Genomic DNA, 24950 nt, shown 5'->3' with positions numbered 1-24950 from the left:
GAAGTGACCCTGCGGGTCAAAACCACCCCTCGATCCCTTCCTTTGAAAAGGAGGGGAAGCAAAGTGCCGCTGAAGATCACCCCAACCGTGCCAGCGCCGCCGCCAGACGTTCGGCCTCGGCAGCGTGCAGGGCGTGATCGGCGCGGGCCTTCTCGACCGCTTCGGGCTTGGCCTTTTCGACGAACGAAGGATTGCTCAAGCGCCCTTCCAAAGACTTCGCTTCCTTCTGCGAAACCGCCAGCGCCTTCTCCAAACGGGACTTTTCGGCGGCGATGTCAATCACGCCTTCGAGCGGCACGACGATGTTGGCATCGCCAGCACCCACCTGCATTGCCGCGCCTGCGGGCGCTGCTTCAAAGCGGATACCGTTGAGCCGCGCCAGACGTTCGATGGCAGCGGGGTTCGCTTCGATGATGCCGCGTGTCTGCGCCGAAGGTTCGGGCAGGTAGGCGTCCAGCTTCGCCCCCGGCGAAATGCCGAGTTCGTTCTTGGCGGTGCGCAGGTTCGAAACCAGCGTAATCAGCCATTCGACTTCGCGCTTGGCCGCCGGATCGACCGCTGCTTCCGGCTTCGGCCACGCCGCCACGATCAGTTCGTCATCCCGATCGCCAAGAGCGTGCCAAAGCTCTTCGGTCACGAAAGGCATGAACGGATGCAGCATCACCAGAATCTGGTCGAGCACCCAGCCAGCCACGGCCTTGGTTTCGGCATCGAAGTTGCCCTTGATCAGTTCGATGTACCAGTCGCAGAACTGGTCCCACACGAAGTGATAGACGGTGTTCGCCGCCGCATCGAAGCGCAGGTCGGTCATTGCCTGATCGAGCGCGGCGACGGTTTCCACGACCTCGCCGATGATCCACTTGTTCACCGCCGATGTGGCTGCAGGCGCGGCGACCGACGTGCTGCCGGTGATGCCATTGCTCTGGCAGAAACGCGCGGCGTTCCACAGCTTCGTGGCGAAGTTGCGATAGCCTTCGACGCGGCGCTCATCCATCTTCACATCGCGGCCCTGGCTCTCCATCGCGCACATGAAGAAGCGCAGCGCATCGGCCCCGTACTTGTCGATCAGGCCCAGCGGATCAACCACGTTGCCCTTCGACTTGCTCATCTTCGCGCCATCCGCCGCGCGGACGAGGCCGTGGAGGTAGAGCTTCTTCCAGGGCACTTCCTTCATGAAGTGCAGCCCCTGCATCGCCATGCGCGCATCCCAGAAGAACAGGATGTCGAAGCCCGAGACGAGCAGGTCGTTGGGATAGTGCTTCTTCAGCAGCGGGGCGTTTTCATCCGGCCAGCCGAGCGTGGCGAAGGGCCACAGCGCGGAGGAGAACCAAGTGTCGAGGACGTCTCCGTCTCGCCAGATAGCGACGACGTTCTCGCCGTCCTCAATCTCGTAAAGCGCTAAATGAGTTGCTTCGACTTTATTCTCACAAAGGACTACGCCAACATCTCGACCAAGCTTTTCTTTGTAGTAGGCTTTCGCAGCCTTGATTGCCTCGTCCTCAGACTCAAAGACGAATGCTGCGTCATCCAAAGAAACCGAGTTAGCGGTCGCAAATTCTTGGGAGATTGAGTAGGATAAATCTGGAAAATTCGGTGAGAGCTTTTCGTCAGCAGCGAATGCGCGCGGCCCATACCAAGCCGGAATCCGATGCCCCCACCAAAGCTGGCGGCTCACGCACCAAGGCTGGATGTTCTCCATCCAGTTGAAGAACGTCTTTTCCCATGTCTTCGGGACGATCTCGATATCGCCCGACCGCACCGCCGCAATCGCAGGCTGGGCCAGCGTTTCGGCATCGACATACCACTGGTCGGTCAGCCACGGTTCGATCACCACGCCGCCGCGGTCGCCGAACGGCGTCTGGATGGTGCGCGGTTCGGCGTCGTGCAGAACCTCGTTGCCTTCCTTGTCCTTGGTCACGTGCGGGATCAGGAAGCCCTGTTCCTTCATCCGCTCGACAACCAGCTTGCGTGCGTCGAAGCGATCCATGCCGATGAACTCGGCGGGCACCAGCCCGTCAGCGGTCTGCACCACCTTGGCTTCGGCATCGAACATGTTGAGCATGTCCGCCGCCTTGATCCCGGCGCGCTTGCCCACTTCGAAGTCGTTGAAATCGTGTCCCGGCGTGATCTTTACCGCGCCGCTGCCCAGTTCCGGGTCGGCGTGTTCGTCGGCCACCACCTTGAACCGGCGCCCGGTCAGCGGTTGCAGGATATCCTTGCCGATCACGCTCTTGTAGCGTTCATCCTCAGGATGCACCGCCACGCACATATCGGCCAGCATTGTTTCGGGGCGCGTGGTGGCGACCTCGATGTAATCCAGCCCATCGTCGCGGGTCACGCCATCGGCCAGCGGATACTTGAAGTGCCAGAAGCCGCCCTGCATCTCGCGCGTTTCCACCTCAAGGTCGGAAATCGCGGTCTTCAGCTTGGGGTCCCAGTTCACCAGCCGCTTGTCGCGGTAGATCAAGCCTTGGTTATAAAGGTCGACGAAGACCTTCACCACGGCCTTGGTGAAATGCGGGTCCATCGTGAACTGCTCGCGCGACCAGTCCATCGAGCAGCCCAGACGCCGAAGCTGGCCGGTGATCGTGCCGCCGCTTTCGTGCTTCCACTCCCACACCTTGTCCACGAACTGCTCGCGCGTGTAGTTGGTGCGCTTGTCCTGCCGCGCTTCCATCTGGCGTTCGACCACCATCTGCGTGGCGATGCCCGCATGGTCGGTGCCCACCACCCACAGCGCATCCTTGCCGCGCAGGCGTTCATAGCGGATCACCACGTCCTGCAATGTGTTGTCGAGCGCGTGGCCAATGTGGAGGGAGCCAGTTACGTTGGGCGGCGGGTTGACGATGGTATAGGGCTGGGCATCGGGCCGTTCGGGGCGGAACAGGCTGTTGTTTTCCCAATGGGCATACCATTTGGCCTCGATCCCGGCGGGTTCGAAGGTCTTGGCCAGTTCGTTTGCATTCTGCTCGGTCATGGCGCAGCGCCTTGCCATCCCGCGCGCCTGCCTGCAAGCGCCGCGGGGAACCGTAGACACGGTTCCACCGTTACAGCGCACGTGATGCACTTGTCGCCTTGGACCAAATACCCCATGAAGCGGGCAAGATGCGGGAACTGACCGATTTCACCATTGTGCCCGCCACCGGGGAGGGGGCCTCGAAGCTCGCGTTTAGCGGGCCGATGACCGTATCCTCGCTGGGGCGCACCGATGCGCGGCTGCGTGATTTGAGCGAATCCATCGCGGAAATCGATCTGTCGGGTGTCACCCGCATGGATACCGTCGGCGCATGGACGGTGTGGCGGCTTTCGCGCGATCACGATGCGAAGATCACCGGTTGCAGCGAATCCGCGCAAAAGCTGGTCGATGCCATCAGCAAGGCCGATACCAACGCTGAAAACGTGCGCGCCCCGCGCCTGCCGCTGCTGCGCCGCGTCCCCGCCCACGTGGGCGAGGTGATGATCGGGCTCGGCAAGGGCGCGCTGCAGGTTCTCGGCTTCATCGGGCAGGTCATCCAGTCATCCGGCACGCTGATCCGCCATCCGGGCCGCTTCCGCATGAAGGCGCTGGTGCACCAGATGGAACTGGTCGGCGTCAATTCGCTCGCCATCATCGGGTTGATGAGCTTCTTGGTGGGCATCGTCATCGCCCAACAGGGCGCAGTGCAGTTGCGCCAGTTCGGGGCCGAAATCTACACAGTCAACCTCGTCGGTCGCCTCACTTTGCGCGAATTGGGCGTGTTGATGACCGCGATCATGGTCGCGGGTCGGTCTGGCTCGGCCTTCGCCGCGCAGCTTGGCACGATGAAGCTGACCGAAGAGGTCGATGCCATGCGCACCATCGGCGTTTCGCCAATGGAAGCGTTGGTTCTGCCGCGCCTGCTTGCCACTATGCTCATGATGCCGCTGCTCGGCTTCTATTCAGCGTTTATCGGCATTATCGGCGGCGCTTTTCTCTCCAGCATCACGCTGGGCATCCCGTTTTTCACCTTCCTTGCGCGCATTCAGGAAGTGGTACCGCTGCACGACGTGTGGGTGGGCATTACCAAAGCGCCCGTGTTCGGCCTGATCGTGGCGCTGGCGGGCTGCTATCAGGGGATGCAGGTGAAGAACAATGCCGAGGAAGTCGGCACGCGAACGACCGCAGCAGTGGTCATGGCAATCTTTACCGTCATCGTGCTCGACGCCTTCTTTGCGGTGTTCTTCACCGAAATCGGGTGGGGCTGATGGAGAAGGCGCAATTCCCCATCCGGGTGCGCGGCTTGCGCAACGTCTTCGGTTCGCACGTGATCCACGACGGCCTCGACCTTGACGTGCGCAAAGGTGAAATCCTTGGCGTCGTGGGCGGATCGGGCACGGGCAAATCGGTGCTGATGCGCACGATCATCGGGCTGCAGATCCCCGACGCGGGCGAAGTGGACGTGCTGGGCGATACGATCACCGATGCGCAGGACGATTCCGATATCGACATCCGCAGCCGCTGGGGCGTGCTGTTTCAGGGCGGCGCGCTGTTCTCGACGCTGACCGTTGCGGAAAATGTCGAAGTGCCGCTGCGCGAATTCTACCCCGAAATCAGCGACGATCTTCGCCACGAAATCGCGCGCTACAAGGTTCTGCTGTCGGGCCTGCCTGCCGAGGCGACGAGCAAGTATCCGTCAGAGCTTTCGGGCGGCATGAAAAAGCGCGCCGGCTTGGCCCGCGCGCTGGCACTCGATCCCGAACTGCTGTTTCTGGATGAGCCCACTGCCGGACTGGACCCGATCGGTGCGGCGGCCTTCGACCAGTTGATCCTGCAATTGCAGCAGACGCTTGATCTCACGGTATTCCTGATCACCCACGATCTCGATACGCTTTACGAGATTTGCGACCGCGTGGCCGTGATCGCGGACAAGAAAGTGATCGCGGTGGGCACGATTCCCGAACTGCTCGCGCTCGACCATCCGTGGATACAGGAATACTTCAATGGCCCGCGTGGCCGCGCGGCGCAGGACGCGCAAGAGCGGCACGCAGCGGTCAAGACACGCATTTCCGCAGACGCGCCTTCGCAGGCCGGCGCGGATGAGGCATAAGGACAGGCAATGGAAACGCGCGCAAACCATATCTGGGTAGGCCTCGTCACACTGGCCTTGCTGGCGGCCACCGCCCTGCTCACCGTCTGGATCGCCCGGCTCAACCAGGGCGAGCTGAACGAATACGACATCTTCTTCAAGCAATCGGTCGATGGCCTGGCAAAGGGATCGGAAGTTTCGTTCTCCGGCGTGCCCTCGGGGCAGGTGAAGAACATCGAATTGTGGGAGCGCGATCCCGAATTCGTGCGCGTGCGCATTGCCGTCGACAAGAAGGTGCCGATCCTCGTGGGGACGACCGCCAGCGTGCAGGGCAGCTTTACCGGCGTTTCCACGATTCAGCTTACCGGTGCCCACAAGGGCGCTCCACCGATTGAATGCCCGAAAGAAAACAAGCGCCTGACCTGCCCCGAAGGCGTGCCCGTAATACCGACCAAGCGCTCTGGCTTGGGTGAAATCCTGTCCAACGCGCCGCTCCTGCTCGAACGGCTTGCCACGCTGACGGAACGGTTGACGATGGTTCTGTCTGACAAGAACCAGAAGTCGATCGAGAACATTCTCGCCAACACTGACAGGCTTTCAGGCAACCTCGCCGACGCCTCGCCTGATGTGAAGCGCACACTGGCCGAATTGCAGGCCACGCTGCGTCAGGCGAGCTACTCGCTGGCTGCGTTCGAGAAGCTGACGAACTCGGCAGATTCGATGCTCAACGACGAAGGCAACGGGCTGGCGCAGCAACTGCGCAAGACGCTGAAATCGGCGCAAGGCGCGGCGGATGAATTGCAGGGCACTCTGGGTGAGGCGCGTCCCGCCGCCCGCCAATTGAACGAACGTACGCTGCCTGCTGCCGAAGCCGCCATTCGCGACCTGCAGGCCACCACGCGGTCCTTGCGTGAAGTAACCGACCGTTTGAATGATCGCGGGATCGGCGGTTTTGTCGGCGGTCCGAAGCTGCCTGATTACAAGGATTGATGAGGCGATGACCATGATCCGCAACACAATGATCGCCGCCGCCTGTGTCGCCAGCCTGTCCGGCTGCGTCAGCCTTGGCCCGAAGGTGCCCGAAACGCTGCTGTCGCTCACCCCCACTGCCGCGCCCGCTGTTGGCAGCGGCACGATTGGCACGATCGGCAATGCGCTGGTGGTGATGGAACCTGCCGCCGAGGCGCGCCTTTCGGTTACGCGCGTGCCGGTGCAGATCGACGATGCCAATGTGGCGTACCTGAAGAAGACGATGTGGATCGAACGCCCCTCGCGTCTGTTCCAGCGCCTGCTGGCTGAAACGATCCGCGCGCGTGGCAGCCGTCTGGTGATCGAGGGCGAGCCGGGTGCCAGCAGCCAGCACCTTTCGGGTCGCCTGCTCGACATCGGCTATGACGCGCGCAGCCGCATGGCGGTGGTGCGGCTCGATGCGATCAAGGAAGCAGGCGGAAAGATCGAAACGAAGCGCTTCGAAAGCACCGTGCCCGTGGCCGAAGCGGAAGCGCAATACGTTGGCCCTGCGCTGAATGAAGCGGCCAATGCCGTAGCCAAGCAGGTGGCTGACTGGGTGGAGTAGACCCCTCAACCCGATAATCACTGCACCCCCGCGAAGGCGGGGGCCTCAGTCGGTTAACACTGATGTTCTGTGACAACACCGAGGCCCCCGCCTTCGCGGGGGTGCAGTGGTTTGTAGGTGACTAACTTCGCGCCATTCCCGCAAACCGCGCCGCCGCCGCAAAAGCAGCAGAGCGCTTTTCACGCCGGTCCAGCGCCTCTTCGTCCTTGCCCCAAAGCTCGGCCTGCCAGTCTTCTTCCAGATTTGCCGCGTCCCACAGCGCGTCGAGGTCAACCCCCGGCATGAGCGCGGCCAGCCCGATCACCAGCGATGCGGCAAGGCTGGCCGTGTTGCGCAGGGCTGCCAGTTCGAACGGGTTCAGCCGGTCCAGTTTCGCCTGCAATCGCGCCAGCGTTTCGGGCGGCTGTGGCTTGTGGATGATGCCAGAAACGCGCACGAACCTTACGCCCAGCCGTGTTTCAGCATCCGTCAGCAAAGGTTCCCACATCAGGCGTTGCCGCTTGGCAAAAGCCTCGTCCGGTTCGGCGCGATAGCACAGCGTATCGGTTTCGGCGTAAGGCAGGATTTCGCCAATCACGCCCGCTGGGTCTCGCGCCACCACGTCCAGAGCGTAGTCTGCCATGTCGCGATAGAGGAAGCGGGTGGGATCAATCTCCTCCCCCTGTTCAGCCCATTCCGCTGCCAGCGCTTCGGCCAGCGCATGTGTCGGCACCACTTGCGGCCTGCCGCCCACCGATTTGATCGCTCGCCCATCGAGCCGCACCCCGAAGCCGCTATCTGCCGCCTCGACCGTTACATGCTTGTAAAACCGCTTCATTGTCCGTCCGGCGTCCGCCATTTCCGCGCGAGCAGGCGCGGCACGTAAAAGAATTCAGCCATGCCCAGCACGGCCAGCACAAAACCCACTTCCTGCGGCACGCTGCCAAGGAACGAAGGCGCACGCCCCGTCCCGATCATCACGCCCAGCAGCACCATGATTGCGCCCGAAAGCCGCACCGCCTGCAAGGCGAAGAACCGTCCGGCCGCCGGATCGCTCATGCAATGGCTCCCAGCAGCGCGCGCAGTTCGGCCATGCTCGTCGCCACGGCCTGCGCCCCGGCTTCGATCAGTTCGTCGCTTTCGTGATAGCCCCAGTCCACGCCGATGCCCTTGACGCCCGCGTTCACCGCCATGTGGATGTCATAGACGGTATCGCCGATCATCACCGTGCGCAGCCGGTCCGCGCCTGCGTCGGCAATGCACTGTTCGATCATCGACGGATCGGGCTTTGATGGATGCCGGTCCGCCGTCTGCAATGACACGAAGTGCTTCGTCAGCCCGTGCGAGGCGAGGCAGTGGGCCAGTCCCTTGTCCGATTTGCCCGTCGCCACTGCCAGTTGCCAGCCCTCGGTGGCAAGGTCAGCCACCAGCGTGGCGATGCCTTCATACAGCGGTTCGCCCACGGCACCCGCTGCCCGCCGCGCGCGGAAGGCGTCCTTGTAAAGCTCGGTCAGGCTGGCGTGATCGCGATGCTCGCCCTGCGGGTGCAACTGGCGCATCGCCTCGTGCAGCGAAAGGCCCACGACGCGGCGTGTGGCATGGCGTTCTGGCGGGATCAGCCCGGCGGCGGTGAACGCCGCATCCATCGCCGCGCAGATATCGGCCTGGCTGTCCACCAGCGTGCCGTCGCAATCGAAGATCGCAAGTTTCACGGCACCAGCCTCCGCATCAGTTCGGCAATCGCAGGAGAGCCTTGGGCCTCCTGCCCCGCCGCCACGCGGGCTCGCTCGTCGGCACTCTTGTTCTGCGATAGCTTGAAGGTAGGCCGCCACGCCAGCACTTCCATTTCGAAGCCTACGATACCGCCCATCATCCGGCGCAGCGTGTCGTGGGGCATCTTGTCCATCGTCCACGGGGTGCCTTCGGAAATGCGCCCTTCGTAATGGCTGGATGAGGCTTCGAGCAGTCCGAGCAGGCCTTCCTGGTCCATCTGCCGCACCCGTCCTTCGAGTTCCAGCGTCACGTAGTTCCACGTCGGCACTTGCGCCGCATCGGCATACCAGCGCGGGGATACGTAGCCGTCGGGCCCGTTGAGGACGGCAAGGGCCATCATCCCGTCAAGGTGCTTGGTCAGCGCATTGCCCCGCGCGAGGTGAAACTGCACCGCGCCGTCTCCAGTGGACAGCAGCGGCACATGCGCCACGCGCGGGCCATCAGGGACGGTCGCGAAGACCATCCCGAAGCCGATCTCGCCGATCAGCGCTTCCAGCAGCGCGCGGTCGTCATGACGGAACGCCGGGTTGGGGTGCATCAGCGCGGCTTGCCCTTGGGAGCACCGGTGCCGGGCTTGCGGGCAGAGGCCCTGCCGCCGGTGGACCGCGCCTCGGCATTGCGCGCCTCGGACCCGCGTGCGGCTCCAAAGCGAACTCCGGCGGGCTTGGCAGGTCGTGCCGCTGCCTTCGCGTCAGGCTTGCCTGCAGGCTTCGGCCCCGGCTTGGCAGGAGCCTTGGTCGGACCGGCACGCTTGCCTGTAGGCTTGCGGCCCGCGCTGCCAGCGCCTTTCTCGCCATCGGCGCGTTTGCGCCGTTCGCCCCGGCGTTCCTTGCGGTATTCCTTGGCATGGGCCTTGGCCGCACGCTTCTGCATGGTCTTTTCGGGGATCGGCTTGATCGGATCGATTTCCAGATCGCCGTCTTCTTCATGGAAGCCAAGGCTGGCCATGCTCGCTTCGAAGTGCGAGGGCAGGGGCGCCGTCACATCGATCAGATCGCCTTCGGGATGCTCGATGCGCAAGCGGCGGGCGTGCAGGTGCATCTTGCGGCTGATCGTGCCAGTCAGGAACGCTGCCTGCCCGCCATACTTGCCATCTCCCACGATGGGATGGCCGATGGCTGCCATGTGCACGCGCAACTGGTGCGTGCGCCCGGTCAGCGGCTGCAGTTCCACCCATGCTGCCGCATTGCCTGCGCGGCTGATCACGCGATAGCGGCTGCGGGCGGTCTGGCCCTGTCCGCTTTCGTCCACCATCATCTTCTCGCCACCGGTGCCCGGCTGCTTGGCCAGCGGCAGTTCGATCAGGCCGTCCTTCACATCGGGTACGCCCACCACCAACGCCCAATAGATCTTGCGCGCCGAGCGGCCGGAAAAGTGCTTGGAAAAGAACGCTGCGCTGCCCGGCGTGCGGGCGATCAGCAAAACGCCCGAAGTGTCCTTGTCCAACCGGTGAACCAGACGGGGACGCGGACCGCCATCGGCGGCATAGGCATCCAGCAGTCCATCGACATGTTCATAGGTGCCACTGCCGCCCTGTGTGGCAAGGCCGGGCGGCTTGTTCAGCACGATTGCGGCGCGGTCTTTCTCCAGCACCATCGATTCGGCCAGCTCGATCTGCTCTTCGGTCAATGGCGCGCGCGGACGCTCGCCCTTGCCGGGGGTGCCGACCGGCGTGGCATTGCCCGGCGGTACGCGCAGGGTTTGCCCCGCTTCCAGCCGCGTATCCACATCGGCACGCTTGCCATCCAGCCGGATCTGCCCGGTGCGCGCCCAGCGCGATACGGTGGCAAAGCCCACTTGCGGCAGGTGCCGCTTGAACCAGCGGTCCAGCCGCGCGCCTTCATCATCCTTGCCGATGGTGAACTGGCGCACGTTGACGTCGGACAGCGCGCCCTGTCCCTTGCGAGGAGCCTTCATGCCGCACCTCGCATCAATGAAAGACCAAGGAACAGCCCGGCCACGCCTGCCAGCACCGAACCCAGCGCATAGGCTCCTGCCATGCCATAAAGGCCGCGCTGCATCAGCATGGCCGTTTCAAGGCTGAAGGCAGAGAAGGTGGTAAAGCCGCCCAGCACGCCGACGCCCAGCAGCAGGCGCAGCGATTCGCCGCCGCCTTCGCGCGCCAGCCATCCGGCCAGCAGGCCCATCAGCAGGCTGCCCGCCACATTGATCAGGAAAGTGTGCCACGGAAACACCGCATTGGGACCGGCAACGGACGTAACCGCGCGCCCCGCATGATAACGCAGCATAGCGCCGATGCCGCCGCCAATGGCGACGATGGCGGTTGCCGTCAGGGTATTGGGAGAGTTCATCTGCCGCCCCTTAAACACTTGGGCCGGGAAATGCACGACTTTGCTTGCCTTTGCTGCCCGATTTGGCTAGTGGCGCTCCCGTTCGGGCCGGTCCTGTACGGATTCGGCGCGTTTTGTATTTCCAGAATCAGGGCAACTCCCGCTGATTTTGCGGGCTCTTGCCGACAGTTTGAGGTGTAGCGGTTTATGCAGATTCTCGTTCGCGATAACAACGTTGACCAAGCTCTTCGCGCGCTGAAGAAGAAGCTGCAGCGTGAAGGCGTCTATCGCGAAATGAAGCTGCGTCGCCACTTCGAAAAGCCCTCGGAAAAGCGCGCTCGTGAAAAGGCTGCTGCCGTTCGCCGCGCCCGCAAGCTTGAGCGCAAGCGCCAGGAGCGTGACGGCGCGAAGTAAGCTGATCGGGGCCGCAAGGCTCCATCTGGCTACTTGCCGTTAGCGCCCTTATGGGCCAAGGAGGGCGCCGAAATCGGCGCCCTTTTCCTTGGGCACGGCTCAGTCATTCGAATCATCCGGCGCGATTCGGGCGAATCGCGCTTCAGGGGGTAAAGCATGTCGGAAATCACCCGCGTTCCGCTTCAGCCGGTTGCCAAAGGCTCGGTCGGCAAGATCTGGCTTGGCGTTATCGCCGCTGTCGTGCTGGGGTCAGGCGTTGCCTATGCCACGCGCTATCAGGGGATCGAGATCGAAACGGTCAAGGCCGGCACCGGCGGTTCGCCCACCAAGGCCGACGTTGCGCTGATCAACTATGTCGGCCGTCTGGCCAGCGGCAAGGAGTTCGATCGCGGTGAACGCGCGGTGCTGCCGCTCGAAACGGTGATCCCCGGCTTCTCCGAAGGCCTGTCGAAGATGCAGAAGGGCGGCAAGTACGTCCTCGAAATCCCGGCGGAGAAGGCCTACGGCGCAGACGAAAAGCGCAACCCGCAGACTGGCGAAGTGGTCATTCCCGCCAATTCCGATCTCGTGTTCGAAATCGAACTGATCGATTACAAGAGCGCGGCTGAACTGGAACAGCAGCGCATGATGCTCGAACAGATGCAGAAGATGCAGGGCGGCGCTGGTGGAGCCGGTGCGGCTCCCGGCGGTATGCCGATGCCTCCGATGCCGGGCGCACAGCAACCCTGATATCTGCCGGGCAGGGGCCTTGTGGTCCCGCCTCGGCTTGAAGCACGCCGTGCGCTCTGGTAGCGCGCGGCGTTCCTTTTTCTCCCGTGAAGAGTATCCGCCATGTCCGTAGATACCGCCACCGTGGCCAAGATCGCCTCGCTGGCCCGCATCAAGGTGACCGAGGCCGACCTGACCGCGATGGTTCCCGAACTGAACGGCATCCTCGCCTGGGTCGAACAACTGGGCGAAGTCGATGTGACCGGCGTCGAACCGATGACCGCCGTCATCCCCAACACCCAGCGCCTGCGCGATGACGTGGTGAACGCCGATCCGCTGACCGGCGGCGATATCCGCGATGCGGTGCTGGCCAATGCGCCCGCGCCCGAACATGGCTTCTTCGGCGTGCCCAAGGTGATCGAATAATGACCCAGCTTACTGATCTCGGCATTGCCGCCATCCGCGATGGCGTGGCCAAGGGCGATTTCACCGCCACCGAAGTCGCCACCGCATTCAACGCGGCGGTTGCAGCGGCGCAGCCCGCGCTGAACGCCTTCATCGTCACCACGCCCGAAAAGGCGCTGGAAGCTGCGGCAAAGGTCGATGCGGACCGCGCCGCTGGAAAGGCGCTTGGCACGATGGCGGGCGTCCCCATCGGCATGAAGGACTTGTTCGCCACCCACGGCACGCAGACGACCGCCGCATCGAAAATCCTCGAAGGTTTCAAGCCGCAGTACGAATCCACCGTTTCGCAGAAGCTGTGGGATGCGGGCGCGGGGATGCTGGGCAAGCTGAACCTCGATCAGTTCGCAATGGGCTCCTCGAACGAAACCAGCGCTTTCGGCAACGTGATCTCCCCCTGGCGGCGTCCGAATGACACCGCGCCACTGGCCCCCGGCGGCTCGTCGGGCGGTTCGTCCTCTGCCGTGGCAGCGCGCATCGCACCTGCCGCCACCGGCACCGACACCGGCGGTTCGATCCGCCAGCCCGCCGCCTTCACCGGCATTTCGGGCATCAAGCCGACTTATGGCCGCTGCTCGCGCTGGGGCGTGGTCGCTTTCGCCTCGTCGCTCGATCAGGCAGGCCCGATGGCCCGCGATGTGACCGACTGCGCGATCATGCTCGAAGCGATGGCCGGGTTCGATCCCAAGGATTCGACCAGCCTCAACCTGTCGGTGCCCGAATGGACCGCAGGCCTCAACGCCGACATGAAGGGCAAGAAGGTCGGCATCCCGCGCGAATACCGGCTGGATGGCATGGACGCCGACGTGGCCAAGTCGTGGGACGATGGCATCGCATGGCTCAAGGATGCGGGTGCAGAAATCGTCGAAATCAGCCTACCGCACACCAAGTATGCGCTGCCGACGTATTACATCATCGCCCCGGCAGAGGCATCCTCGAACCTCGCCCGCTACGATGGCGTGCGCTACGGCTTGCGCGATCTGCCCGATGGCGCAGGGCTGCAGGACATGTACGCTGCCACCCGCGCTGCCGGGTTCGGCCCGGAAGTAAAGCGCCGCATCATGATCGGCACCTATGTGCTCTCGGCAGGCTTCTATGATGCGTATTACACGCAGGCGCAGAAGGTCCGCACGCTGATCGCGCGCGATTTTACTGAGGCGTTCCAGCAGGTTGACGTGATCCTCGTCCCCACCGCGCCGTCCTCGGCTTTCGCGCTGGGCGAAAAGAGCGCCGATCCGCTGGAGATGTACCTGAACGACGTGTTCTCGGTGCCCGCCAGCCTCGCCGGTCTGCCCGCCATGTCCGTCCCGGCAGGGCTGGACCGCAATGGTTTGCCATTAGGCTTGCAAGTCATCGGCAAGGCATTTGACGAACAGGGCGTCCTCAACGCCAGCCTCGCGCTCGAACAGCGCGCACAGTTCTCCGCCCGTCCGGCAAAGTGGTGGTAAGATGAGCGAATATCGTATTCAGGGCGCAACTGGTGAATGGGAGGTCGTGATCGGCCTTGAAGTTCATGCGCAGATCACCACCAATGCCAAGCTGTTTTCCGGCGCGGCCACCGCGTTCGGGGCGGAGCCGAATACGCAGGTCAGCCTTGTCGATGCGGCAATGCCGGGGATGCTGCCGGTGCCCAACCGCGAGTGCATCCGGCAGGCCGTGCGCACCGGCATGGCGATCAATGCGCAGATCAACAAGTGGAGCCGGTTCGACCGCAAGAACTACTTCTACGCCGATCTTCCGCAGGGCTACCAGATCAGCCAACTCTATCACCCCATCGTGGGCGAAGGCGCTATCGACATCCAGCTTGATGACAAGAACCCCGATAGCGTGAAGACCATCGGGATCGAGCGCATCCATGTGGAGCAGGACGCGGGCAAGCTGATGCACGATCAGCACCCCACCATGTCCTATGTCGACCTCAACCGGTCGGGCGTGGCGCTGATGGAAATCGTCAGCCGCCCGGACATGCGCTCTCCGGCAGAGGCGGGGGCCTATCTTTCAAAGCTGCGCACGATCCTGCGCTTCGTCGGCTCGTGCGATGGCAACATGGATCAGGGATCGATGCGGGCGGACGTCAACGTCTCGGTCCGCAAGCCGGGCGATGAATTCGGCACCCGCACCGAGACCAAGAACGTCAACTCGGTCCGCTTCGTGATGGCCGTGGTCGAACAGGAAGCCAAGCGTCAGGTCGCATTGATCGAAGATGGCGGCACAGTGGTGCAGGAAACGCGCCTCTACGATCCTGATCGCAACGAAACGCGCTCGATGCGGTCGAAGGAAGATGCGCACGATTACCGCTACTTCCCCGATCCTGATCTGCTGCCGCTGGAACTGGACGACGCTTTCCTGGAGGAATGCCGCGCGAGCCTGCCGGAACTGCCCGATGCCAAGCGCACGCGCTATGAAATCGCGCTGGGCCTTTCGGCCTACAACGCAGGCGTGCTGACGGCGGACGTGGAAACCGCGCGCTGGTTCGAAGCGCTGCTGGCCGAAACCGCAGCGAAGGCGAAGAAGCCGGAGGCAGAGGTGGCCAAGCAAGCCGCCAACTGGCTGATCTCCGAACTGTTCGGTGCGCTGAACAAGCTGGGCAAGGGGCTGGACAATTCGCCGGTCAGCCCGGCAGCGGGCGCTGAACTGCTGGCGCTGATTGCCGATGGCACGATCTCCGGCTCCATCGCCAAGCAGGTGCTGGAAAAGATGCTGGAGACGGGTGACGGCGCTGCCGCCATCGTCGAACGCGAAGGCCTGAAGCAGACGTCAGACACCGGCGCCATCGAAGCTGCCATCGACGGCATCCTCGCCGCCAATGCGGACAAGGTGGAACAGTATAAGGGCGGCAAGGAAGCCCTGTTCGGCTTCTTCGTCGGCCAGACGATGAAAGCCATGCAGGGCAAGGCCAACCCCGGCGTGGTCAACGAACTGCTGAAGAAGAAGCTGTCCTGAATTCACAGGTCGCCGCGTAAGACCATCTTGCCGGGGCTTGCGCCGCTGGTTAGGTAATCTCCCGTCACGTCTGCACCATGCAGCGTGGCGAGGGGGTGCCTATATGAAGCAAACGCTGGCCGTTCTGGCCTGTGCCGCGCTGGCGGCAAGCGGGGTTGCGCGTGCGCAGGACGCCGCGAAAGCCACCGCCGACGATGTGATGACCGCGATCCCGGACCCGGCCAGCGTGCCGATGCCCGATCTGGCATTCACGCCAACGCCGCTGATCGAAGAAGACTTCGACAAGTATTACGTGTTCAATCGCGCAGAGACATCGTTTGCCGATGCGCTGACCGATATCCGCGAATGCGATAATCTGGCGCGCGGTCTGGATTCGGGCTATCGCTATCAGGACGCGCCCTATCCCTATACCTACACGATGGCAGGTGCGGCGGGCGGTCTGATCGCCAACGCGATGATGAGCGCGATCTTCGGTTCATCCGAAAAGCGCCGCCTGCGCCGCGTGAACATGCGCAAATGTATGCACTACAAGGGTTATGGCCGCTTCGGGCTTGCCAAGGAAAAGTGGGAGCCGTTCAATTTCGAGGAAGGGCTTGATGGCGTGAAAGAGGCCGAGCGGCAGAAGCTGCTGGCCCAACAAGCCAAGGTGGCGTCTGGCCCCGTCCCGGCAGGAAAGGATCTGGGCCTGTGAAGATTTCGAACGCTCTGGCGCTGATCAGCGCATTCGCCCTCGTGCCGTTCGCGGCCCACGCGGCAGACGACAAGGAGAAGTGGGAAAACAAGGCCGTGGCCGATAAGCCGCAGGTCGTGCTGAACCCTGCCAAGGCCTATATCGCGGTGCAGGGGGACTATCAGGTCAACCCGCTGCTGATGAAGCGCCCGAACGCTGAAGAGGCCGCCAAACACGCCACCAAGCGTGCCGAGGAACTGGCCAAGGAACACGAAAAGTGGGTCAAGAAGCACGCGAGCTGGGAACGCGAAATGGCGGTGTTTGCCAAGTCGCCCCCTTCGGTCAAGCGCCCGACCGAGCCGCAGGAACCGACCGAGGCAAACTTCTCATGGCCGCGCTATGAACAGGTTCACCCCGTCTACATCGGTCCGCAAAACCGCGTTGCGAAGGCCGAAGGCGGCGCATCGACTTATTTGCAGGAAGTCGAACCCGGCGATTACGTGTTCTATGGCAGCGTGATGATGGGCGTTGCCGGCGGGATTTGCGCGTGCCTTGGCACCGTGGCGTTCAAGGCCGATGCGGGCAAGATCACCTCGCTTGGCAAGATGCGCCTGCCGTGGATCGAATCCCTGCGCGGCCCGAAGGAAACGCGGGCGAAAAACTCGCTCGAACTTCCCGAAGGCACTACATCGCTTGCCTTCGCGCCCGCTGCGTTCAGCGACCCGCGCGTCCCTGCCGATATGGTCGTGGCGGCGCGCTTCACACCGGTGGACCGGATGCCCAACTGGTTTGGGCTGGAAGTCGATCGCGTAATGCCGATCGAAGGCGTGATGCGCTATGACCGAGACAAGGTGGTGGACCTGACCGTTCAGGCCGCTGCCACTACACCTGCGGCACGCTGATACAAAAAGGGGGAGCAGGCGTTCGGCCTACTCCCCCTTTTATCATTCGAAGCCCAAAATCAGGCGCGCGTGCCTTCCATCGGGAAGGTGCCGAACATGCCCGCCGTCACCTTGCCGTCCAGCTTGTCGCCATCGACGGTGGCGGTGCAATCGAGCGTCATCGGCATCGGCACGGTCATTTTCATCTGCCAGGTCAGCGTGTTGCCATCGACCTTGCCGTTCTCGACCTCCATCGATCCCATCTGCCCGGCGTTGCTGCCGGTGAAGCTGTCACCATCGACGTTGACAGTAAACGTGCTGGTCTGATCGCCCATCGGGGTGCGGGTTACGCAAGTGTACGTGCCTGCGACTGACATGGATGCTCTCCCATTGTGAGTGGTGGGGGTAGTTTATCTACAAACATGTCAATAGCAAGGCGGGTTGCCGCCATACCTTCGTCATTCCCGCGCAGGCGGGAATCCAGTTACAACGGTTGCGCGCTGGATTCCCGCCTGCGCGGGAATGACGAAATTGGTGAGGTGAAGCCCCCTCCTCTTCAGAGGAGGGGGAGAGCGCGCATCACTTCGGCGCGGCCACGTCTTCCACCGGCAGGCCGAACTCGGCAAGCTGCGGCTTCACCTTGGCGGCATCGCCCACAACGACCCAGACCATGCCGTCGCTGTTGATCTTTGACCGGAACGCCTTGTCCACGTCGGCCACCGTCATCTTCCCATAGCGTGCGCCAAGCGTTTCGTAGAAATCGTCTGCGCGCTTGAAGTTCACGATCTTGGCCATGCCATCCAGTACGGTGGCGCTGGTTTCGAACATGCCGGGCAGTTCGCGGGCGCTGCCCTTGGTTGACCAGTCGAGTTCTTCCGCTGTCACGCCCTTGGTCGTGCCATATTCGTCGATCTCGCGCTTGATTTCGACCAGCGAATCGCCCGTGCGGTCGGTCTGGACAGGGGCGATCACCTGAAAGCGCGCGCGATCCAGCGGCTCGGTTACGCCGTTGTAGGCGCCATAGGTCCAGCCCTTGGCCTCGCGCAGGTTCATGTTGATGCGGCCAAGGAAGTTGCCGCCAAGGATGTCGTTAGCGGTGCCCAGCGCCACGTTATCGTCGGTCCCCTTGGTGTCGATGACCTTGCCTGCCATGATGTAGGACTGCGGCGATCCGGGGCGGTCCACCAGAATGACGCGGGCCTTCTGTGTGGGGATCGCGGTGGAAAAATCCTTCACCGGGCGCGCCATGCGGTTCGATGGCCAGTTGCCGAAGCTGTCGTCCAGCATCTTCACCACCGCATCCAGCGTGGTGTCGCCCACGACGAAGATCTTCGCCGTATCCGGGCGGAACCAGCGCGCGTGGAAAGCGCGCAGATCGTCGCGGGTCAGCTTCTTCACCACCTCGGCATCGCCCAGCCCGCTCGACGGGAAAGCATAAGGATGGCTGCCATAGAGCGTGGGCACCAGCACGCGGGTGGCCAGCGCCTGCGGGTCCTTCATCTCCGCCGAAATCGCGGTAAGCTGCTGCGTGCGGACGCGCTCCAGCTCGGCGGGGCTGAGCGCGGGGCGGCGCACCACATCGGCCAGCAGGCCCAGCGAAGGGGCAAGGTTGGGCGACAGCGCATCAAGCTGGAACGAGGTCATGTCGCTGTTCGCCGACAGCGCGATATTCGCCCCCAGCCGTTCGCGTTCGCGCGCCAGCGCCGAACTGTCGAGCTTTTCAGTGCCTTCGTTCATCAGGCTGAGCAGCAGGGACTGCGTGCCCAGTGCCGATTTGGGATCGGCGGCATAGCCCGCATCGAAGCTGACGCGGACCGAGACGGTCGGCACTTCGCTGCGCTTGGCGAAATAGACCGGGATGCCGTTCTTCAGCGTGGCGCGCTGGATCGCGGGGAAATCGAGCGGGGCAAGTTCGCCCACCGCAGGCAGCTTAGAACGGTCCGCCGCGCCCACGGTGGAGGACGGCGCGCCCTTCATTGGCATGGCCGGATCGGCATAGAACGCCGGGCGCATTCCGGTGGCGTTGTCGGTGTAGTAGCCGCCGCGCCCTTCGCCGCCTTCGGTCCGCTCACCGGGTTCCACCGTCAGCGCAAAGGCCGGGCGGGTCAGCCACTTGGCCATTGCGCCCTGGACATCGGCAGGCTTCATCGCGGCGATGCGTTCCAGCTCCGTGCGGTAATGGGCGGCGTCGCCGTTGTAGAGCAGGCCCTCGGCCAGCGTCGGGGCCTTGCCATTAAAGCCGCCGGTGCGTTCCAGCCCGCGAATCTGGTTTGCGGTCTCGGTCGTGGCGGCACGCTGCAGTTCGTCGGCGCTCGGCCCTTCCTTGATGAACTTGGCGATTTCAGCGTCCAGCGCGGCGGCGACCTTGGCCGGATCTTGCCCCGGCGTCACATCTGCCTTGACCACGAACTGCGCGGCTTGGGCAAAGACTTCCGCATCGGCGGAAACCGATACGGCAACCTTCTGCTGGCGCACCAGCGCATCGTCGAGCCGCGACGAGGCCAGCCCGCCCAGCACCGATCCTGCCAGTTCCAGCGGCAGGTAATCGGAATTGTCGAGGCCGGGGATCGCCCACATGCGATAGATGCGCGTGGTGGCAACCTGATCCTTGATCGTCTTGGCCAATGGTGCGGGCAGGGTGGGCACCGGGGCGCTGACCGGCTTTACCGCCGGGCCGGGCTTGATATCGCCAAACCACTTGGCAACCTTGGCCTTTGCGGTGGCGGCATCGATATCGCCCGCCAGCACGAGGACCGAATTGTTCGGGCCATAGTGATCGTTGAACCAGCCCTTCACATCGTCAAGGCTGGCCGAATCGAGGTCTGCCATCGAACCGATGGTGGAGTGATGATAGGGGTGCCCGGTAGGGTAGAGGTTTTCGAGCTGTTCGTATTCGACCATGCCATAGGGGTTGTTGTCCCCCTGCCGTTTTTCGTTCTGCACCACCGCGCGCTGGTTATCGAGCACCTTCTGCGTCACCGCGCCCAGCAGGTGGCCCATGCGGTCCGATTCCATCATCAGCACCATGTCGAGCGCGGCGGTGGGCACCGTTTCGAAATAGTTGGTGCGATCGAACCACGTCGTGCCGTTCACATCGGTCGCACCAACCTGCTGCAGTGGCGTGAAGAAATCGCCCGGCACGTTTTCGGTGCCGTTGAACATCAGGTGTTCGAAGAGGTGGGCAAATCCGGTTTTGCCCTTGGGTTCGTTCTTGGACCCCACGCCGTACCAGATCGATACCGCCACCACCGGAGCCTTGCGATCGGTGTGGACCAGCACGGTCAGCCCGTTGTCCAGCTTGAAGCTTTCGTAGGGAATCTGGACCTTCGACACCAGATCGGAGAGCGGCGCGGGCTTTGCCTCTTGCGCGAATGTCGGGGCGGAAAGCGCGGTTGCGGCGGAAAGAGCGATCAGGCTGGCGGTGATTTTGCGCTGCATGGAATTCCCGATGTTGTCAGTCTGGCAGGAAAGCTGCCGTTGTTCCGTAAATCCAGAGCGGGTTCGGCCTGAACGTGGCCCGAATGGCGTGCCCCAGATTTGGTTTGATTGGTAACTTTCTAGTGCCCATGATCGCGCGTGCAAGGGGCGCGTGCCCATCGGGCAGGTGCCGCTCAATTCCTTTCGACGAACGACAGAGAGAACCCGATGAACGTCAAGCTGTTCCTTTCCACCGCCCTGCTGGCTTCGACCGCCGCGCCTGCCTTTGCGCAGGAACCGGTTTTCAACGCGCAGGCTGTGCGTGCGCATGTGACGTTCCTTGCCGACGATCTGCTGGAAGGGCGCGACACTGGCACACGCGGTTATGATATCGCGGCAAATTATGTGGCGTCGCAGTTCATCGCGATGGCGCTGAAACCCGCAGCGCCCGATGGCACGTTCTTCCAAAAGCTGACCGTGCGTGAAGCGCGGCTTGATGGAACGCCCAAGCTGGCACTGACATTCGGCGGCAAGGAAAAGGTGCTGTCTGACACCACCCAAGTTCTGGTGCGGCCAAGCCTGACCGACAAGGCGGTGGCGGTGGAAGCGCCGCTGGTTTTTGCAGGCTTCGGCTTCGACCGCCCCGATCTGGGCTTTGACGATTACAAGGGCCTGAATGTGAAGGGCAAGATCGTGGTCGTGTTGACGGGCTTTCCCAAAGGCACGCCGAGCGAACTGGGCGCGCATCTCAATTCCGAAAAGGCGGTGATGGCGATGAAACGCGGCGCGGTGGCGGTGATCGCCGTGCCGACGACCGAAGACACCGCCCGCCGCCCGTGGCCGCGCCGCGTGGAGATTTCTGATGGTCCGGCCAAGGGCTGGGTCGGCACCGATGGCAAGGCGTTCAGCCGGGCGAGCGCGATCAAGGGGTCGGTTACGCTGAACCCCGATGCCGCCGCGCCGCTCTTTGCCGCTGCGGGCAAGCCACTGGCCAAAGTTCTGGCCGAGGCGGAGCGCAAGGGCGGGCGGCCAAAGGGCTTTGATCTGAAAGCGAAAGCCAGCCTTGCGTTCGCCAGCGCGTGGAAGGACGTGACGAGCGAAAACGTGGTTGCCATGCTGCCGGGGAGCGATCCGAAACTCAGCGCCGAATTCGTGGGCATGACCGCGCATCTCGATCACATTGGCGATCACGGCAAGGGTGATGACAAGCTGTTCAACGGCGCGATGGACAACGCTTCGGGCGTGGCGACGATGCTGGAAGTGGCGCGTGCGGTGGCGCAGGACAAACCCCGCCGCTCGGTGCTTTTCGCGGCGCTGACGGGCGAAGAGGGCGGGCTGATCGGGTCAGACTATCTGGCGCGCAATCCGGTGGTGAAGGGTGAAGTAGTCGGCCTCGTCAACTTCGACATGCCGGTCCTGACCTACAAGTTCAGCGATGTGGTGGCGTTTGGTGCCGAAAATTCGACGATGGGGCCGGCAGTGGCCGAAGCTGCGAAGAAGGCCGGGCTGACGCTTTCGCCCGATCCGATGCCGGAAGAGGGGCTGTTCACCCGCTCCGATCACTACCGCTTCGTGCAGCAGGGCGTGCCCGCCGTGTTCATGATGACGGGCTTTGCCGGGCCGGGCGAAAAGGCCTTCCGCGATTTCCTGAAGGATCACTACCACAAACCCAGCGACGACATGAAGCTGCCGTTTGACTGGGAGGCAGGCGCACTGTTCGCCAAGGTGAACTACTACACCGTGCAGGCGCTGGCGAACGCGGATGAGCGGCCCAAGTGGTATGCGGGCAGCTTCTTCGGCAAGGAGTTTGCGCCGGGAGCGGCGAAGGCGGCTGATCCAGGGAAGTGACGTTGCGCCAAAGCCCACCCCGCTGCGACTAACTTCACTGCGTTCAGTAAGTCTCGCTCCCCTCCCGCAGGCGGGAGGGGTTGGAGGTCGGCAATGCGCATTGCGTTCCATCAAGGAACGACCCTAGTCGAAGGTCGTAGCTTTTTCGTCGGCGCAGCCCTTGTGTTGCGAAAAAGCCACACCATGTCTGGCGCAACAGGAGGACGTTCAACACCATGAACCTCGAAAAATTCACCGACCGCGCCAAGGGCTTTCTGCAAGCCGCGCAGACCGTGGCGATCCGCATGAACCATCAGCGGATCACGCCGGACCATATTCTGAAAGCCTTGCTGGAAGACAGCGAAGGCATGGCCAGCGGGCTGATCCAGCGCGCGGGCGGCAATGCTGCTTTGGCGCAGACCGAAGTGGACAAGGCGCTGGCGAAGATCGCCGCTGTTTCAGGTTCGGGCGCGCAACAGACGCCCGGTCTGGACAACGACGCCGTGCGCGTGCTGGATTCGGCTGAGCAGATTGCGGCGAAATCGAACGACAGTTTCGTTACCGTGGAGCGGATGCTGGTGGCGCTTACGCTGGCCTCTGCAACGTCTGCCGGGCAGGCATTGAAGGCGGCCAACGTGACGCCGCAGGCGCTGGAAGCTGCGATCACGCAGCTTCGCGGCGGGCGAACGGCGGACAGCGCCAGCGCGGAAAATGCCTATGACGCGATGAAGAAATATGCTCGCGATCTGACCGAGGCGGCGCGTGAGGGCAAGCTCGATCCTGTTATTGGCCGCGACGAGGAAATCCGCCGCACCGTGCAGATCCTTGCCCGCCGCACCAAGAACAATCCGGCGCTGATCGGTGAACCTGGCGTGGGCAAGACCGCGATTGCCGAAGGCCTTGCGCTGCGCATCGCAAATGGCGACGTGCCGGATTCGCTGCGGGACCGCACGCTGATGGCGCTCGACATGGGCAGCCTGATCGCGGGCGCAAAGTATCGCGGCGAGTTCGAGGAACGGTTGAAAGCCGTGCTTGACGAGGTGAAGGGCGCCGAGGGGCAGATCATCCTGTTCATCGACGAGATGCACACGCTGATCGGCGCGGGTAAATCGGAAGGCGCGATGGATGCGGGCAACCTGCTCAAGCCCGCGCTGGCGCGTGGCGAACTGCACTGCATCGGCGCGACGACGCTGGATGAGTACCAGAAGTACGTCGAGAAAGACCCTGCGCTCCAGCGGCGGTTCCAGCCTGTGTTCGTGGGCGAACCGACCGTAGAGGACACGATCAGCATCCTGCGCGGCATCAAGGACAAGTACGAACTGCACCACGGCGTGCGCATTGCCGACAATGCGATCGTCGCGGCCGCAACCCTGTCCAACCGCTACATCTCCGACCGCTTCCTGCCCGACAAGGCCATCGACCTGATGGACGAGGCAGCGAGCCGCATCCGCATGGAAGTGGAAAGCAAGCCCGAGGAGATCGAGAAACTCGACCGGCGCATCATCCAGATGAAGATCGAGGAGATGGCGCTTTCGAAGGAGACCGACACCGCGTCGAAGGACCGGCTGGCGACCTTGCGCGAGGAACTGGCGAACCTTGAGCAGCAATCGGCGGAGCTGACGACGCGCTGGCAGAACGAGCGCGACAAGATTGCCGCCGAGGGCAAGGTCAAAGAAGCGCTCGATGCGGCGCGCAGCGAGCTGGACGTGGCGCAGCGCAATGGCGACCTGGCGAAGGCCGGGGAGCTTGCCTATGGCCGCATTCCCGATCTGGAGCGGCAGCTTGCCGAGGCGCAGGGCGTGAGCGCGAACGCGATGCTGCGCGAGGAAGTGACCGCCGACGACATCGCCGCCGTTGTCAGCAAATGGACCGGGGTGCCGGTTGACCGAATGATGGAAGGCGAGCGCGAGAAGCTGCTCAAGATGGAAGAGGTGCTGGGCAAGCGCGTGATCGGACAGAAGGACGCGGTGCTGGCCGTGTCCAAGGCGGTGCGCCGTGCGCGTGCTGGCTTGCAAGACCCGAACCGTCCGCTGGGCAGCTTCCTGTTCCTTGGCCCGACGGGCGTGGGCAAGACCGAACTGACCAAGGCGTTGGCGGGCTTCCTGTTCGACGACGACAATGCGATGGTCCGCATCGACATGTCCGAGTTCATGGAGAAGCATTCCGTAAGCCGGTTGATCGGCGCGCCTCCGGGCTATGTTGGTTATGATGAAGGTGGTGTTCTTACCGAAGCGGTGCGCAGGCGGCCCTATCAGGTCGTGCTGTTCGACGAGGTGGAGAAGGCGCACTCCGACGTGTTCAACGTGCTGTTGCAGGTTCTCGACGATGGACGCCTGACCGATGGGCAGGGCCGCGTGGTGGACTTCACCAACACGCTGATCATCCTGACCAGCAACCTCGGCAGCCAATACCTCGCCAATCTGGAAGAGGGGCAGGACGTGGGCACCGTGGAGCCGCAGGTGATGGATGTGGTGCGCGGCCACTTCCGGCCGGAGTTCCTGAACCGCTTGGACGAGATCATCCTGTTCCATAGGCTAGGTCAGGAGCACATGGCCCCGATCGTGGACATTCAGGTGGCGCGGGTGGCCAAGCTGCTGAAAGATCGCAAGATCGTGCTGGACCTGACCGATGCGGCAAAGCGCTGGCTGGGCCGGGTCGGCTACGATCCGGTCTATGGCGCGCGGCCTTTGAAGCGGGCGGTGCAGCGGTATCTGCAGGACCCGTTGGCGGAGAAGCTGCTGGGCGGCGAAGTGCCGGATGGCAGCACTGTGCGCATCGACGAGGGTGATGGCGCGCTGAGCTTCGTGGTGGAGTGAACGGAGAGGGGCTGCTGCGGTGGCCCCTTTTTGCATGACGCTACGCTGCATCCGCTGGCGAGTGCGGACGGTTACGCCTTGGGAAATCGCAAACAAGTCGCGCGATCGGCGCGGCGCCGTGCGTGGCGCGCGGGCGAGAGCGCGTATC

22 protein-coding genes are annotated in these 24950 nt (G+C 63.3%); 13 read left to right on the top strand and 9 right to left on the bottom strand.

Going from position 1 to position 24950, the window contains the following annotated elements; translation table 11 throughout:
- Nucleotides 1-76: 76 nt before the first annotated feature.
- Nucleotides 77-2977, bottom strand: a complete 2901-nt coding sequence (locus HGI47_RS15150; protein ID WP_168853609.1) for a valine--tRNA ligase — start codon at nucleotides 2975-2977, stop codon at nucleotides 77-79.
- A gap of 128 nt (nucleotides 2978-3105) precedes the next feature.
- Here HGI47_RS15150 and HGI47_RS15145 point away from each other — a divergent pair, with 128 nt between their 5' ends.
- Genes HGI47_RS15145 through HGI47_RS15130 form a run of 4 tightly spaced genes read left to right on the top strand, consistent with a single transcriptional unit; the run spans nucleotide 3106 to nucleotide 6621 of the window.
- Nucleotides 3106-4224, top strand: a complete 1119-nt coding sequence (locus HGI47_RS15145) for an ABC transporter permease (RefSeq protein WP_168853710.1) — start codon at nucleotides 3106-3108, stop codon at nucleotides 4222-4224.
- Nucleotides 4224-5066 (top strand): ABC transporter ATP-binding protein, encoded by an 843-nt coding sequence (locus HGI47_RS15140; RefSeq protein ID WP_240950216.1) that lies wholly within the window; start codon nucleotides 4224-4226, stop codon nucleotides 5064-5066. The genes HGI47_RS15145 and HGI47_RS15140 overlap by 1 nt, the downstream gene beginning before the upstream one ends.
- 9 nt (nucleotides 5067-5075) lie before the next feature.
- A complete protein-coding gene (locus HGI47_RS15135) occupies nucleotides 5076-6035 on the top strand; it encodes an MlaD family protein (protein ID WP_168853608.1) in 960 nt (319 codons plus the stop codon).
- 13 nt (nucleotides 6036-6048) lie between these two features.
- Nucleotides 6049-6621: an ABC-type transport auxiliary lipoprotein family protein gene (locus HGI47_RS15130; protein ID WP_168853607.1), complete on the top strand. Its 573-nt coding sequence runs from the start codon at nucleotides 6049-6051 to the stop codon at nucleotides 6619-6621.
- A 121-nt stretch (nucleotides 6622-6742) separates the two neighbouring features.
- On the opposite strand, the gene HGI47_RS15125 is transcribed toward HGI47_RS15130, so the two are convergent.
- From HGI47_RS15125 to crcB, 6 genes are read right to left on the bottom strand one after another with little or no spacing between them, the layout of a single operon-like run.
- Nucleotides 6743-7438: an ATP12 family chaperone protein gene (locus tag HGI47_RS15125; protein ID WP_168853606.1), complete on the bottom strand. Its 696-nt coding sequence runs from the start codon at nucleotides 7436-7438 to the stop codon at nucleotides 6743-6745.
- Nucleotides 7435-7659, bottom strand: coding sequence for a hypothetical protein (locus HGI47_RS15120; RefSeq protein WP_168853605.1), 225 nt, complete (start codon nucleotides 7657-7659; stop codon nucleotides 7435-7437). The genes HGI47_RS15125 and HGI47_RS15120 overlap by 4 nt, the downstream gene beginning before the upstream one ends.
- Complete coding sequence (locus HGI47_RS15115) at nucleotides 7656-8312, bottom strand: HAD-IA family hydrolase (protein WP_168853604.1); 657 nt, start codon at nucleotides 8310-8312, stop codon at nucleotides 7656-7658. Before HGI47_RS15115 ends, HGI47_RS15120 begins: the two co-directional genes overlap by 4 nt.
- Nucleotides 8309-8911, bottom strand: coding sequence for an FMN-binding negative transcriptional regulator (locus HGI47_RS15110; RefSeq protein WP_168853603.1), 603 nt, complete (start codon nucleotides 8909-8911; stop codon nucleotides 8309-8311). Before HGI47_RS15110 ends, HGI47_RS15115 begins: the two co-directional genes overlap by 4 nt.
- Nucleotides 8911-10290, bottom strand: a complete 1380-nt coding sequence (locus tag HGI47_RS15105; protein ID WP_168853602.1) for an RluA family pseudouridine synthase — start codon at nucleotides 10288-10290, stop codon at nucleotides 8911-8913. Before HGI47_RS15105 ends, HGI47_RS15110 begins: the two co-directional genes overlap by 1 nt.
- Nucleotides 10287-10685, bottom strand: coding sequence for a fluoride efflux transporter CrcB (crcB, locus tag HGI47_RS15100; protein WP_206066223.1), 399 nt, complete (start codon nucleotides 10683-10685; stop codon nucleotides 10287-10289). The genes HGI47_RS15105 and crcB overlap by 4 nt, the downstream gene beginning before the upstream one ends.
- A 186-nt stretch (nucleotides 10686-10871) precedes the next feature.
- On the opposite strand from crcB, the gene rpsU reads away from it, so the two are divergent.
- The 7 genes from rpsU (at nucleotide 10872) to HGI47_RS15065 (ending at nucleotide 16763) form a co-directional block, all read left to right on the top strand.
- On the top strand, nucleotides 10872-11078 hold the full coding sequence (gene rpsU, locus HGI47_RS15095) for a 30S ribosomal protein S21 (protein WP_011446475.1): 207 nt from the start codon (nucleotides 10872-10874) through the stop codon (nucleotides 11076-11078).
- A 156-nt stretch (nucleotides 11079-11234) separates the two neighbouring features.
- The gene (locus HGI47_RS15090) at nucleotides 11235-11807 is read left to right on the top strand and encodes an FKBP-type peptidyl-prolyl cis-trans isomerase (protein WP_168853601.1); all 573 of its coding nucleotides are present in this window, start codon (nucleotides 11235-11237) and stop codon (nucleotides 11805-11807) included.
- A 102-nt stretch (nucleotides 11808-11909) separates the two neighbouring features.
- Complete coding sequence (gene gatC, locus HGI47_RS15085) at nucleotides 11910-12212, top strand: Asp-tRNA(Asn)/Glu-tRNA(Gln) amidotransferase subunit GatC (RefSeq protein ID WP_168853600.1); 303 nt, start codon at nucleotides 11910-11912, stop codon at nucleotides 12210-12212.
- Nucleotides 12212-13696 carry an Asp-tRNA(Asn)/Glu-tRNA(Gln) amidotransferase subunit GatA gene (gene gatA, locus HGI47_RS15080; RefSeq protein ID WP_168853599.1) on the top strand — a complete coding sequence of 495 codons (1485 nt, stop codon included), beginning with the start codon at nucleotides 12212-12214 and terminating at the stop codon, nucleotides 13694-13696. Before gatC ends, gatA begins: the two co-directional genes overlap by 1 nt.
- 1 nt (nucleotide 13697) lies before the next feature.
- Entirely contained in the window at nucleotides 13698-15191 is a 1494-nt protein-coding gene (gene gatB, locus HGI47_RS15075) for an Asp-tRNA(Asn)/Glu-tRNA(Gln) amidotransferase subunit GatB (protein ID WP_168853598.1), read from the top strand.
- Between the two features lie 103 nt (nucleotides 15192-15294).
- The gene (locus HGI47_RS15070; RefSeq protein ID WP_168853597.1) at nucleotides 15295-15882 is read left to right on the top strand and encodes a hypothetical protein; all 588 of its coding nucleotides are present in this window, start codon (nucleotides 15295-15297) and stop codon (nucleotides 15880-15882) included.
- Entirely contained in the window at nucleotides 15879-16763 is an 885-nt protein-coding gene (locus HGI47_RS15065) for a hypothetical protein (protein ID WP_168853596.1), read from the top strand. Before HGI47_RS15070 ends, HGI47_RS15065 begins: the two co-directional genes overlap by 4 nt.
- Before the next feature lie 59 nt (nucleotides 16764-16822).
- On the opposite strand, the gene HGI47_RS15060 is transcribed toward HGI47_RS15065, so the two are convergent.
- Both HGI47_RS15060 and HGI47_RS15055 read right to left on the bottom strand, forming a co-directional pair.
- Nucleotides 16823-17119: a hypothetical protein gene (locus tag HGI47_RS15060; protein ID WP_168853595.1), complete on the bottom strand. Its 297-nt coding sequence runs from the start codon at nucleotides 17117-17119 to the stop codon at nucleotides 16823-16825.
- Between the two features lie 202 nt (nucleotides 17120-17321).
- Nucleotides 17322-20180 (bottom strand): pitrilysin family protein, encoded by a 2859-nt coding sequence (locus HGI47_RS15055; protein ID WP_168853594.1) that lies wholly within the window; start codon nucleotides 20178-20180, stop codon nucleotides 17322-17324.
- Nucleotides 20181-20387: 207 nt separating this feature from the next.
- Here HGI47_RS15055 and HGI47_RS15050 point away from each other — a divergent pair, with 207 nt between their 5' ends.
- Complete coding sequence (locus HGI47_RS15050; protein ID WP_168853593.1) at nucleotides 20388-22007, top strand: M28 family metallopeptidase; 1620 nt, start codon at nucleotides 20388-20390, stop codon at nucleotides 22005-22007.
- A gap of 215 nt (nucleotides 22008-22222) precedes the next feature.
- Nucleotides 22223-24802: an ATP-dependent chaperone ClpB gene (gene clpB, locus HGI47_RS15045; protein ID WP_168853592.1), complete on the top strand. Its 2580-nt coding sequence runs from the start codon at nucleotides 22223-22225 to the stop codon at nucleotides 24800-24802.
- Nucleotides 24803-24950 lie beyond the last annotated feature (148 nt).

The organism is Novosphingobium sp. ERN07 (assembly GCF_012641335.1).
Classification (GTDB): domain Bacteria; phylum Pseudomonadota; class Alphaproteobacteria; order Sphingomonadales; family Sphingomonadaceae; genus Novosphingobium.
This window is presented reverse-complemented; position numbering and strand designations above follow the sequence as displayed.

Bases quoted from the DNA above. Each gene is read 5' to 3' on its own strand.
- gatC (WP_168853600.1), top strand. From the start codon at position 11,910: ATGTCCGTAGATACCGCCACCGTGGCCAAGATCGCCTCGCTGGCCCGC.
- HGI47_RS15145 (WP_168853710.1), top strand. From the start codon at position 3,106: ATGCGGGAACTGACCGATTTCACCATTGTGCCCGCCACCGGGGAGGGG.
- gatB (WP_168853598.1), top strand. From the start codon at position 13,698: ATGAGCGAATATCGTATTCAGGGCGCAACTGGTGAATGGGAGGTCGTG.
- HGI47_RS15050 (WP_168853593.1), top strand. From the start codon at position 20,388: ATGAACGTCAAGCTGTTCCTTTCCACCGCCCTGCTGGCTTCGACCGCC.
- clpB (WP_168853592.1), top strand. From the start codon at position 22,223: ATGAACCTCGAAAAATTCACCGACCGCGCCAAGGGCTTTCTGCAAGCC.
- HGI47_RS15055 (WP_168853594.1), bottom strand. From the start codon at position 20,180: ATGCAGCGCAAAATCACCGCCAGCCTGATCGCTCTTTCCGCCGCAACC.
- HGI47_RS15120 (WP_168853605.1), bottom strand. From the start codon at position 7,659: ATGAGCGATCCGGCGGCCGGACGGTTCTTCGCCTTGCAGGCGGTGCGG.
- HGI47_RS15140 (WP_240950216.1), top strand. From the start codon at position 4,224: ATGGAGAAGGCGCAATTCCCCATCCGGGTGCGCGGCTTGCGCAACGTC.
- rpsU (WP_011446475.1), top strand. From the start codon at position 10,872: ATGCAGATTCTCGTTCGCGATAACAACGTTGACCAAGCTCTTCGCGCG.
- HGI47_RS15135 (WP_168853608.1), top strand. From the start codon at position 5,076: ATGGAAACGCGCGCAAACCATATCTGGGTAGGCCTCGTCACACTGGCC.
- HGI47_RS15105 (WP_168853602.1), bottom strand. From the start codon at position 10,290: ATGAAGGCTCCTCGCAAGGGACAGGGCGCGCTGTCCGACGTCAACGTG.
- gatA (WP_168853599.1), top strand. From the start codon at position 12,212: ATGACCCAGCTTACTGATCTCGGCATTGCCGCCATCCGCGATGGCGTG.
- HGI47_RS15125 (WP_168853606.1), bottom strand. From the start codon at position 7,438: ATGAAGCGGTTTTACAAGCATGTAACGGTCGAGGCGGCAGATAGCGGC.
- HGI47_RS15110 (WP_168853603.1), bottom strand. From the start codon at position 8,911: ATGCACCCCAACCCGGCGTTCCGTCATGACGACCGCGCGCTGCTGGAA.
- crcB (WP_206066223.1), bottom strand. From the start codon at position 10,685: ATGAACTCTCCCAATACCCTGACGGCAACCGCCATCGTCGCCATTGGC.
- HGI47_RS15130 (WP_168853607.1), top strand. From the start codon at position 6,049: ATGATCCGCAACACAATGATCGCCGCCGCCTGTGTCGCCAGCCTGTCC.
- HGI47_RS15090 (WP_168853601.1), top strand. From the start codon at position 11,235: ATGTCGGAAATCACCCGCGTTCCGCTTCAGCCGGTTGCCAAAGGCTCG.
- HGI47_RS15070 (WP_168853597.1), top strand. From the start codon at position 15,295: ATGAAGCAAACGCTGGCCGTTCTGGCCTGTGCCGCGCTGGCGGCAAGC.
- HGI47_RS15060 (WP_168853595.1), bottom strand. From the start codon at position 17,119: ATGTCAGTCGCAGGCACGTACACTTGCGTAACCCGCACCCCGATGGGC.
- HGI47_RS15150 (WP_168853609.1), bottom strand. From the start codon at position 2,977: ATGACCGAGCAGAATGCAAACGAACTGGCCAAGACCTTCGAACCCGCC.